The 10,661-nt window shown below is 68.3% G+C and carries 11 protein-coding genes and 1 riboswitch; of the genes, 5 read left to right on the top strand and 6 right to left on the bottom strand.

The features are described from left to right. Positions 1–101 precede the first annotated feature (101 nt). Both N5J73_RS23000 and N5J73_RS23005 read right to left on the bottom strand, forming a co-directional pair. Positions 102–1,016 (bottom strand): MBL fold metallo-hydrolase, encoded by a 915-nt coding sequence (locus tag N5J73_RS23000; RefSeq protein ID WP_049444867.1) that lies wholly within the window; start codon positions 1,014–1,016, stop codon positions 102–104. 138 nt (positions 1,017–1,154) lie between these two features. After that, positions 1,155–1,793 (bottom strand): NAD(P)H-binding protein, encoded by a 639-nt coding sequence (locus N5J73_RS23005; RefSeq protein ID WP_049444869.1) that lies wholly within the window; start codon positions 1,791–1,793, stop codon positions 1,155–1,157. Between the two features lie 107 nt (positions 1,794–1,900). Here N5J73_RS23005 and N5J73_RS23010 point away from each other — a divergent pair, with 107 nt between their 5' ends. The 3 genes from N5J73_RS23010 to gph all read left to right on the top strand — a co-directional run bounded on the left by N5J73_RS23010 (position 1,901) and on the right by gph (position 4,339). After that, a complete protein-coding gene (locus N5J73_RS23010; protein ID WP_032128732.1) occupies positions 1,901–2,830 on the top strand; it encodes a LysR family transcriptional regulator in 930 nt (309 codons plus the stop codon). Further along, positions 2,827–3,618 (top strand): class I SAM-dependent methyltransferase, encoded by a 792-nt coding sequence (locus tag N5J73_RS23015; RefSeq protein ID WP_049444871.1) that lies wholly within the window; start codon positions 2,827–2,829, stop codon positions 3,616–3,618. The genes N5J73_RS23010 and N5J73_RS23015 overlap by 4 nt, the downstream gene beginning before the upstream one ends. A 64-nt stretch (positions 3,619–3,682) precedes the next feature. Then, complete coding sequence (gene gph / locus N5J73_RS23020) at positions 3,683–4,339, top strand: phosphoglycolate phosphatase (RefSeq protein ID WP_049444873.1); 657 nt, start codon at positions 3,683–3,685, stop codon at positions 4,337–4,339. Between the two features lie 99 nt (positions 4,340–4,438). On the opposite strand, the gene btuB is transcribed toward gph, so the two are convergent. Then, on the bottom strand, positions 4,439–6,280 hold the full coding sequence (btuB, locus tag N5J73_RS23025) for a TonB-dependent vitamin B12 receptor (RefSeq protein ID WP_049444875.1): 1,842 nt from the start codon (positions 6,278–6,280) through the stop codon (positions 4,439–4,441). Positions 6,281–6,393: 113 nt separating this feature from the next. After that, positions 6,394–6,617, bottom strand: a riboswitch (cobalamin riboswitch). Between the two features lie 142 nt (positions 6,618–6,759). Here btuB and N5J73_RS23030 point away from each other — a divergent pair. Next, positions 6,760–7,338 (top strand): histidine phosphatase family protein, encoded by a 579-nt coding sequence (locus N5J73_RS23030; protein WP_032128728.1) that lies wholly within the window; start codon positions 6,760–6,762, stop codon positions 7,336–7,338. 89 nt (positions 7,339–7,427) lie between these two features. Here N5J73_RS23030 and N5J73_RS23035 read toward each other — a convergent pair whose 3' ends face one another. Both N5J73_RS23035 and N5J73_RS23040 read right to left on the bottom strand, forming a co-directional pair. Continuing rightward, positions 7,428–7,790, bottom strand: coding sequence for a TfoX/Sxy family protein (locus N5J73_RS23035; RefSeq protein ID WP_049444877.1), 363 nt, complete (start codon positions 7,788–7,790; stop codon positions 7,428–7,430). Beyond that, positions 7,787–8,269, bottom strand: a complete 483-nt coding sequence (locus N5J73_RS23040) for a GAF domain-containing protein (RefSeq protein ID WP_049444878.1) — start codon at positions 8,267–8,269, stop codon at positions 7,787–7,789. Before N5J73_RS23040 ends, N5J73_RS23035 begins: the two co-directional genes overlap by 4 nt. Positions 8,270–8,337: 68 nt before the next feature. Here N5J73_RS23040 and bioD point away from each other — a divergent pair, with 68 nt between their 5' ends. Next, positions 8,338–9,021: a dethiobiotin synthase gene (gene bioD, locus N5J73_RS23045; protein ID WP_049444880.1), complete on the top strand. Its 684-nt coding sequence runs from the start codon at positions 8,338–8,340 to the stop codon at positions 9,019–9,021. Between the two features lie 78 nt (positions 9,022–9,099). Here the strand turns inward: bioD and N5J73_RS23050 are convergent, their stop codons facing one another. Further along, on the bottom strand, positions 9,100–10,551 hold the full coding sequence (locus N5J73_RS23050; RefSeq protein WP_049444883.1) for a PLP-dependent aminotransferase family protein: 1,452 nt from the start codon (positions 10,549–10,551) through the stop codon (positions 9,100–9,102). Positions 10,552–10,661: the final 110 nt, after the last annotated feature.

The raw sequence follows: 10,661 nt of genomic DNA on the forward strand, positions 1-10,661 counted from the left end.
CCGGACCCACCCCGCCAACCTACAGATATCCAGCTGTTGCCGTTGCGTTGCCGTTGCATTGAGCAGGTGCAGGGCGCAGCCCTGCAAAACAACCCTTCACCTTAAGGCCACTGCATCTCGCCCTTGGCCACCTTCGCACTCAATTCCAGCGACTCCACGCCCGCCAGCTTCGGGTAGCGCGCCTGCATCGCTTTCACCAGCGCCGCGCTGTCCTTCGCCTTTGCCGCCTCAACATCGAACGCGCGGATGTAGTCCGCGGTGAAGCGCAACGCACTGGCATCCAGCGCCACTCCCGGCGCGTAGTGCCCCGGCACCACCACCTTCGGCTTCAGTGCCTGCAGCCGCTGCAGGGTCTGCAGCCAGTCGGCATGCGACTTCGGCGTCTGCGTATCGGCCATCCACACGTGCTCGCCGGCTACCACCGGAATGCCACCGACGATCGCGCGCAGCGACGGCACCCACAGCACCGTGCGGTCCGGGGTCGGGCCATCCAGGCCGATCAGCGGCAGGTGCTGGCCTTCCAGCTGCAGGGCGTCGCCGTCCAGTACCTGCGGCACCACGATCCGTGCCGGCACGTCGGCGCCCATCTTCGGTCCCCAGTAGGCCAGCTTGCCGGCCTGGGTCTGCTGGATATGGGCGACGGTCTGCGCGGTGGCGACGATGCGTGCCTGCGGGAAGGCGTCCTGCAGGGTGGCCAGGCCGAAGTAATAGTCCGGATCACCGTGGCTGATGTAGATCGTGGTCAGCTGCTTGCCGCTGGCGCGGATCAGCTCGACCAGCTTGCGCGCGTCGCTGGCGCCGAACTGCGCGTTGACCAGGATCGCATCGTGGCGGCCTTCGATCAGCACCGAGGACACCGAGAACATCGCCTGCGGGCCGGGATGGAAGGTCTGCAGGTGGAGTTGGGAATTCGTCGTCGTGGCCGGCGCCGGGGAGGAGGCCGATGCAGCAAGCAACGGCGCACTGGTGAAGGTGGCGGCCAGGGCGAGGGGTAGCAGCAGGGCAGCGGTACGCATGGGAAATTCCTTGTGTCGGATAGGGAGCCGAGCGTCGGCTATGCCGGGCGTCCTTGCCCGGGCCCCTGCGGGCCGTGGCAAGCGACGTTGGCAACGGCTCCTGCCGTTGCCTTCGGCTCTACAGGGCACGCGCGTCGATCAGTACGCCGCAGTGATGATCTGCTTCGGGTACTGGTGCGCTTCCAGCTCGGCGACGAACGCGGCGCCGTAGTCGGCGTAGCTGATGCGGCTGTGGCCGCTGGCGTCGGCGAGGAAAGCCTTGGGCTGCACGCGGTACTGGCCGCGCTCTTCGCCCGGGCCGATTTCGGCGGCTGGCGAGAAGAAGGTCCAGTCCAGGTCGTCCACTGCCTGCAGGCGGTTGAACGCTTCACGGTGGGCCAGCGCGTAGGGCTTGTAGGCCTCCGGGAAGCTGGGGGTATCGACCAGCTGCACGCCGGGGGCGACCTCCAGGCTGCCGGCACCACCGACCACCACCAGGCGCGGCACGCCGGCCTTGCGTGCGACGGCAGCCAGCTGCGCGGCGACCTCGCCGACGCGGCCGATGTCATCGCCCGGGCGCGGGCCGTAGGCACTGGCCAGCACGTCGTGGCCGGCGATGGCGGCAACCAGCGCGTCCTGGTCATCCAGCGAAGCGATCACCGGATGGGCGCCGGCCAGTTCTGCCGGAAGGTCCTGCGCGCTGCGCACGATGACAGTGAGTTCGTGGCCGCGGGCCAGCGCGTGGCGGGCGATCTGGCGGCCGATGTTGCCGGTGGAACCAACGAGGGCGATTTTCATGCAGGACTCCGTGGGGCGGTGTGGGGTGGGAATGGGGCCACTCTAGGCTGCTGCAGTTGATCGAAAAACAGCGTATAACGAGCTTGTTTGTTGCATGGATCGAGCATATGGACCGATTGACCGCCATGACCGTGTTCGTCGAGGTCGCCGAACGCGGCAGCCTCACCGCCGCCGCCGAAGTGCTGGACATGTCACGGGCCATGGTCAGCCGCTACCTGGCCGAGGTCGAGGGCTGGCTGGGCGCGCGCCTGCTGCACCGGACCACGCGCCGGGTCAGCCTGACCGGCCCCGGTGAGGCGGCGCTGGCGCGCTTCCGGCAGATGCTGGCGATCGGCGAGGAACTGCAGGGCGAGCTGGCCAGCGATGATCCGGAGCCGCATGGCACGCTGCGGGTGACTGCCAGCGTGTCGTTCGGGCAGAGCCACCTGGCGCGGGCGGTGGCCGGCTTTGTTGCGCGCCATCCGGCGGCACGCATCGAGCTGCTGCTGGTCGACCGCACGGTGAACCTGGTGGAGGAGCGGGTGGACCTGGCCGTGCGCATCGCGCGCCAGATCGATCCCAGCCTGATCGCGCGGCGGCTGGCCACCTGCCGCTCGGTGCTGTGCGCGACGCCGTCCTACCTGCAGGCACGCGGCACGCCGACTGCTCCCGAGCATCTGGCCGCGCACAACTGCCTGACCCACCACTACGTCGGCAAGAGCCTGTGGCAGCTGCACCGAGACGGCCGTTCGCTGTCGGTGGCGGTAGGCGGCAACATCAGCGCCAACGAGGCCTCGCTGCTGTTGGAGGCGGTGCGGGCCGGTGCCGGTATCGCCATGCTGCCGACCTACCAGGTGGCGCCGCTGCTGCGCAGTGGTGAGCTGATCGAACTGCTGCCTGAATTCAGTCTGGACGAACTCGGCATTCATGCCGTGTACGCGTCACGGCGCCAGCAGCCCGCTATCATGCGGCGATTCCTGGATTTCCTGGGCGAGTGCTTCGCCAGCCCGGCCTTCCAGGATCTGGATTGGCGCCCACCGGGCAAGGAGAACACATGAACCATGGACAGGCCTTGATTGACCACAACCGTGCTGCCTGGGACCGCCAGGCCAGCGAAGTGCGCGAATGGTCGCGCCCGGTGGAAAGTTCAACGATTGCCGCCGCGCGCGAAGGCCGTTGGCAGGTGCACCTGACGCCCCGCGCGTTGCCGCTGGACTGGATGGGTGATGTGCGCGGCCGCCGCATCCTGTGCCTGGCCTCGGGCGGTGGACAGCAGGCACCGGTGCTGGCCGCTGCGGGCGCCGACGTCACCGTGTTCGATCTCTCCGACGGGCAGCTGGAACAGGACCGCAGGGTCGCCGCGCGCGATGGCCTGCAGCTGCGCACGGTGCAGGGCGACATGCGCGATCTGCACGTGTTCGCCAACGACAGTTTTGATGTGGTGTTTCATCCGATCTCCAACCTGTACGTACCCGACGTGCGCCCGGTGTGGACCGAATGCCGCCGCGTGCTGGCGCGCGATGGCATGTTGATGGCCAGCTTCTACAACCCGGTGCTGTTCGTCGGCGCGCGCGATCCGCAGCTCGATGCGCAGGGCCTGATCCGGCCGCAGTACGCCATTCCCTATTCGGACCTGGAAGACCTGCCCGCCGCAGAACGTGAGGCGAAACTCGCCCGCGGCGATGCGCTGACCTTCGGCCACAGCCTGACCGAACTGATCGGCGGGCAGCTGGATGCCGGCTTCATCATCGATCGCTTCATGGAAGACTGGCAGCCGCAGCCGCGTTTCCTGATCGACCGCTACCTGCCCACGTTCCTGGCTACCCGCGCGCGCCGCATCGGTTGAGGCGGATCGGTGCAAAAACCAGCGGCGTACAATGGACGGCCCCACGTCATGCAGGTGCCGTCCCTTGTCGTATCCCTATCCGCTGGTCGTGTTCGACCTTGATGGCACGCTGGTCGACAGCGCAGCTGATATCGCCGAAGCGCTGAACCGCACGCTGGAGGACATCGGTGTGGCACGCGTACCGGAAACCACGGTACTGGGCTGGATCGGCGACGGTGTGCGCCGCCTGGTCGAGCAGGCCCTGCAGGCGGTCGGCCGCGTGATCGACCTGGCCGAAGTGATGCCGATCTTCATGGTGCACTACCGCGAATGCCTGCTGCGCAGCCCGCGCCTGTTCGATGGCGTGGGTGAAGCGCTGGCACAACTGCGTGCACGCAACGTGCCGCTGGCGATCTGCACCAACAAGCCCGAAGCGCTGGTGCCGCCGCTGCTGCAGCACCTGGGTATCGGTGATGTGTTTGCGCTGGTGCTGGGGGGCGACTCGCTGCCGCAGCGCAAGCCCAGCGGTGAGCCGCTGCGGCACATCGCCGCGCACTTCGGGCTGCCGGTGGACGCCTGTCTGATGGTGGGGGATTCGTTGACCGACTACCGCGCCGCCGAAGATGCCGGCATGCCGATCGCGCTGGTGCGTTACGGCTACCCGCGCGGCCTGGACCTGGCCACCGCGCATGCCGTGGCGGTGATCGACGACCTGCGTGAACTGCCGGGGTTGCGGGGCTGAAGCAGGGGGTAGTGCCGGCCGCTGGCCGGCAACCCGGAACGCGTTGCCGAAGGTCATGATGTTGCCGGCCAGCGGCCGGCACTACCATGACCGTTGCGGTCACTTCGGCTGGTAACGCACGCTCAGCTGGTACTCGCGGCCGGGCTGGTTGAACCACGCCACCGTCTCATACCTGCGGTCGAACACGTTGGCGGCACGCGCCAGCAGCGACCACGACGGCGTCAGCGCGTATTCGGCGCGCAGATCCAGCGTGCCGTAACCTCCCACCTTCACCGCGTTGGCGGCATCGTCGTAGCGCTTGCCGGCACCCTGCACGGTCAGGCCGGCGCGGAAATCGCCGAAGCGGCGGTCGACGTCCAGGCGCGCGGTCTGCTGTGCACGGCGCGGCAGCCAGTTGTCGAACTGGGTGCTGCCGCCGGTGCGGTTGCGCGGGTCGGTGTAGCTGAGCTGTGCGTTGATGTCGAAGCCGGCCAGCAGCACGCCACCGGTCAGTTCGGCGCCGCGGATGCGGGCCTTCTCCACCTGCTGCATCTTGAAGGTCGCCGCATCGTAGGTGATCAGATCATCGATGCGGGTTTCATATACGTCCAGGCCCCAGTGCCAGCCCTGTCCCTGCTGCGAAACGCCCAGGTTGGCGCTCTTGGACTTCTCCGGGTTCAACGTCGGCACGCCGCTCCACGGGTCGTACAGATCGCTGAAGGTCGGTGCCTTGAACGCCGTGCCGTAGCTGGCATTGACGCGCAGGCCGTCGCCCAGTTCCATGGCCCAGCCAACGCTGCCGGTGGCGTGGTTGCCGAACTGCTGGTTGTCGTCATTGCGCGCGCTGGCCTGCAGCTGGTGGCGGCCGAAGCGGCCCTGGTACTGCACGAACACGCCGGTGTTGCGGCGGCTGTCGACGAGGTAGCCCGCGCTGCTGCCATCCAGGTTGTCTTCGCTCCAGTCCACGCCTGCGCTCAGCAGCTGACCTTCGGCCAGCGTGATGTCGCCCTGCAGCGAGGCGCTGTCGCGGTGGGTCTGTGCGCTGCCACGGGCACCGAAATCACCGAAGTTGTCCGACTCGTTGTCACTGCGGCCGACGTTTGCGGTGAATGCCAGGCGCTCGGAAGGGGTGTAGCGCACCTTGCCGGCCAGCACCTGCTGGCGGGTTTCCGAATAGTTGTAGTAGCCGTCGTAATGGTTCTTGCCGTCGGCGCGCAGGGCGCTGCCTTCCACGTTCCACTGGTCGTTGAAGGTGTAGCCACCGCGCAGGCTCTTGGACAGGTTGCGGTAGCCGTCGCGGTCGGGCTCGTCGGCGAAGCAGCCGGCGAACAGCGTGGCCGAGCCGCGGCAGGCATCGATGCCATCGGAATGCTGGTAGGCGATGTCGGCACCGAACCAGCCGCGCTCGGTACCACCGCCAATGCCACCGCTGGCTTCACGCAGGCCGTTGCTGCCACCGCCAAGCTGGAAGTGCGGGGCGAAATCGCCCTGGTTGCGGCGGGTGAAGATCTGGATCACGCCACCGATGGCGTCGGCGCCGTACAGGCTCGACTGCGGTCCACGCACGATTTCCACGCGCTCGATCTGCGCCAGCGGCAGGTCCTGGTACATGGCCAGGCCGAGGTCGGCACTGTTGATGCGCACGCCATCGACCAGCACCACGGTGTGGCCCGAGTTGGTACCGCGCAGGAACAGCGAGCTCTGCTTGCCGAGGCCGCCGGCATTGGTCAGGTTGATGCCGGCGCGGCCGCGCAGCAGCTCCTGCAGTGAGGTGGCCTGGCTGGATTCGATCTGCGCGCGGTCGATCACCTGCGCCGGCGCGATGCTGTCCTGCAGCGCGATGGGGGTGCGGGTGGCGGTGACCAGGATCTGGTCGAGCGCGGTGGTGTCATCGGCGGCCTGGGCCAGCGCGGGCAGGGCGGCCAGCACGGCCAGGGACAGCATTCGGGACTGCAGCTTCATGGGGGACTCCAGGTGCCACGCACGCCCGCGTGGCGAAGGGGAGGAGCCGCGAAGGCAGGCACGCGCCGATGCCGCAGCACAGGCCACGTCATCCAGCGCCATGCCCACCGCATCGCGACCTGAGGCTTCCGGGCCGGTCTCCGGGCTTGCCGCCGGGTGGCGCGAGGCCACCGTCCAGGCGCCTTCCCATGCTTGCGGCACAGTGGCGTTGTTGCCTGGAACTGACGTGCTTACCGTTGCGGGGGCAGCGCCGGCATGGCGTGGAATCACGCGTCACCGGCTTCCCGTTTCAACCTGCCGGCCGTGGCCGCAGGTCACCTGGAAGTGCGCGCAGTCTACGGCATCGCAGGCGGCCCGTAGTGTCGAACGTGTTCGACTGCCTTTGCTGTGCCTTTAGAATGGTCCCTCGATCCCGTGGTGCCGTTGCCGATGTCCGCCCGTTTTCCGCTGTTCCCGCGTTGCCTGTACAGGACTTGCGCATGATCCTCGACCTGGTCCGCCATGCCGGCAACGGTCGCGATGAGTTCCTCGATGGCCGCAGTGATCCGCCGCAGCTGGCCCGCCTGCCGCAGGAACTGGTCGACGCTTACGCCGCGCAGCCCTGGGAGCGGGTGATCAGTTCGCCGCGGCTGCGCTCGCTGCACACGGCGATGGCCCTGGCTACCCCGCGTGGGCTGGACGTGGAAGCGGACGAGGAATGGGAAGAGCTGGACTTCGGCGATTGGGACGGGCAGTCGCTGTTCGACCTGCCGGAGGATGCACTGGCCGCCTTCCATGCCGACCCGCACGCGTTCCCGCCGCCGAACGGTGAAAGCTGGGGCCACTTCGAGCGGCGCATTGCGCGCGCGCTGGATCGCCTGCTCGATGATGACGATCCGGTACCGACGCTGGTGGTCAGCCATGGTGGCCCGCTGCGCATGGTGCTGTCGCAGGTCTGCGGCCTGCCGATGTCGCTGTGCTGGGCCCTGCGCATCGACCACGGCACGCGCCTGCGGGTGTGGCTGGAACGCGGTGAGGTCGGGCTGGTGGGCGAGTTGCTGGAGCTGCAGCAGCCCTGATCTGCTCTTGTAGAGCCGAGCCATGCTCGGCTGCACTTCGATCAGAAAAGCCAGCCGAGCGTGGGCTCGGCGCTACAGAAGGGCGCGGCTCAATCCTCGTCCGCGCGCTCGGCCACGCTGTCCTCAGCGTCATCGTCAGCATCGAAGCGCTGCTCATGCACCGGGCCCGACGCCGGGCCGGCTGCCTTCAGCGGATGCGCGGCGATGCGCGCTTCGTAATCCTGCACCAGCGCCTCACGCTGCGGCTCGCTCAGTTCCTGCCAGTGGCAGTCCAGCAGTGCGCCTTCCAGTGAGTACAGCAGGTTCAGGCTGGGCCTGAAGCCGGCGCGCTTGACCTTGACGAAGGCGCCCACGGCACCGATCGCAACCAGGTCTTCGCGGCTGCGCAGGCCGACCTGGCGCAGCCACGCCGCACTCTTGGGGCCGATGTTGCGCAGCTTCGGTGCGCTCATCCCAGCGCCTCGATGAACACGCGGGCGATGGCTTCCAGGCCGGCCTGATCGTCGGCATCGAAGCGGCCGACCTTCGGGCTGTCGATATCGAACACGCCGATCAGTTCATCACCGCGCAGCAGCGGCACCACCAGCTCCGAACGCGAGGCCGAATCGCAGGCGATGTGGCCGGGGAAGGCATCGACGTCGTCCACGCGCTGGGTCACGCGCTGGCTGGCGGCGGCACCGCACACGCCCTTGTCCAGCGGGATGCGCACGCAGGCCGGCAGGCCCTGGAACGGGCCGACCACCAGTTCCTTGCCGTCGTACAGGTAGAAGCCCACCCAGTTCAGGTCGGGCAGGGCGTGGTAGACCAGTGCCGAGAGGTTGGCCGCGTTGGCGATGCGGTCGGACTCGGCGTAGACCAGGCCACGGGCCTGTTCCAGCAGCTGGGCGTATTGTTCCGGCTTGCTGCCGGTGAGCGAGGCATTGGCGAACATGCCTGCAGTCTAGCAAGCGCGCCGGGCCGGCGATAATGCACGCTCTGTTGCCCCGTTGGAGCCCGTCGATGCCGTTGCCCGCCACGCTGCCGCCCGCCCTGTTCGTCACCGGCACCGATACCGAGGTCGGCAAGACTGCGGCCAGCACCGCACTGCTGCATGCGCTGCGCCGGCGCGGACTGCGCGCGGTCGGCATGAAGCCGGTGGCCAGCGGCAGCGAGGACCTGGGCCAGGGCCTGCGCAACGAGGATGCATTGGCGCTGCAGGCGGCCAGTTGGCCGGTGCCGGACTATGCCGACCTGAACCCGTATGCGCTGCGCCAGCCGCTGGCGCCGGAACTGGCCGCCGCCGAGGATGGCGTGCAGGTGGAGCTGGCGCCGATCATGGCGGCGTTCGAACGTCTGCGTGCACAGGCCGATGTGGTGGTCGTGGAGGGTGTTGGCGGTTGGCTGGCGCCGGTCTCGGCCACGCTCGACCAGCTCGACCTGGTGCGCGCATTGCGGTTGCCGGTGTTGCTGGTGGTGGGCATGCGGCTGGGCTGCGTCAACCACGCGCGACTGACCGCGCAATCGCTGCAGGCCAGCGGCGTGGATTGCCTGGGCTGGATCGGCAACCACATCGACCCGGCGATGCAGCGGCAGGATGAAAACTTCGCCACGCTGCGGCAGCGCCTGCCGATGCCGTGCTGGGGGCGGCTGCCGCATCTTCCGGGGGCGGATGGCCAGATCCTGAGCACGCACCTGCTCGATTGACCTGCTTCCTGTAGAGCCGAGCCCATGCTCGGCTCAGCGGGGACCATTGGCGAAGGGCAGCCGAGCGTAGGCTCGGCTCTACAGGAGCTGGCGCGCCGCCAGCTCCCGCGCAATCGCACCCAGCCTCTCCACCGCACCGATGAAGCGTGCATCCAGCGTCTGGCAGCACGACAACCGCAGGCAGTGGCGGTAGCGTGCGCCGCGCGAATACACCTGGCCGGGCATGAACACGATGTCCTCCTGCAGCGCTCGCTCGAACAGCTCGCGCGTATCCACGCCCGGCAGTTCCAGCCACAGCAGGAATCCGCCCTGCGGTTCGGTGGCACGGGTGCCGGCCGGGAAGTGCTCGGCCACCAGCTGGCGCAGCCGCCCGACCTGTTCGCGATACAGGCGACGCATGCGGTGCAGGTGGTGCTCGTAGCTGCCGGCCTCCAGGTACGCCGCGACCGCATCGCCGAGCAACTGCGGCTCACCGCCGGTGGACTGGAATTTCAGCAGCGCGATGCGCTCGGCGAAGCGCCCGCCATCCAGCCAGCCGATGCGGTAGTCCGGCGCCAGCGTCTTGGAGAAACCACCGACCACCATCACCCAGCCGTCGCGATCGAAGGCCTTCAGGAGCGGTGCCGGCGGTTCGCAGAACTGCAGCTCGGCGTACACCGCATCCTCGATCAGCGGCAGTTGCCGTGCGTTGACCAGCTCGGCCAAGCGCTGTTTGGCGGCGGTCGGCATGGTGCAGCCGAGCGGGTTGTGCACGGTGGGCATCACCACCAGAGCGGCCAGCGGCGTGTGCTCCAGCAGCGCATCCAGCGCATCCACATCCAGTCCGTGCTGTGGGTGGGTGGGCAGTTCGATGGCCTGCAGACCGAGGTTGGCCAGCAGGGGGTACAGGTTGAAGTAGGACGGCGCCTCGATGCCCACCGCATCACCGGGCTGGGTGACCGCGCGCAGCGCCAGCTGCAGCGCTTCCATCGCACCGTGGGTCAGCAGCAGGCGTTCGCTGTGGGTGTGCAGGCCCATGCGCGGGCCACGCCGCACGATCTGCGCCAGCAGCCGGGGTGAACCGTTCGGTCGCGCATAGGTCTCCACCGTCTGCTGGCCGTGGCGCAGCACCTGCGCGGTGTGACGGGCCAGCTGAGCGCCTGGATAGAACTGGCGGCCGCGCGGGCCGGCGAAGGCCAGGTCGATCACGCCGGGGCGACGTTGTGCCTCCAGCACGCGGGCCATCAGTACCTGCTGCAACGGCGCGGTGGGCGCGGACGGGGTATCACGCAGCGAGCGTTCCGGCACCGACAGTCGCGGCGCCACCTCGAAGCCGGCCTTGGGCCGCGGAATGACCAGGCCGGCATCCTCCAGTTGGCGATAGGCGGCAATCACGGTGTTCAGGCTGAGCCTGCGCTGCAGGGCCATCTGCCGCAGCGAAGGCAGGCGGCTGCCGACCGGAAGGCGACCCCCGTGGATGGCTTCGGCCAACTCATCCGACAGCCGTTGGTAGCGGGGGGGAATCATCGAAGTCTGGTCATCTGTATCCATCGAACATCCCGTCATCTGGTTCTGTACCCATGATGACGGCGAGCCTAGCATGTCGTTGTCGGCCGGGCCTGATCGGGGCACGGCCGGTCTTTCTAAACGCACGGCCGGAT

The organism is Stenotrophomonas sp. GD03654, assembly GCF_029845105.1.
Classification (GTDB): domain Bacteria; phylum Pseudomonadota; class Gammaproteobacteria; order Xanthomonadales; family Xanthomonadaceae; genus Stenotrophomonas; species Stenotrophomonas africana.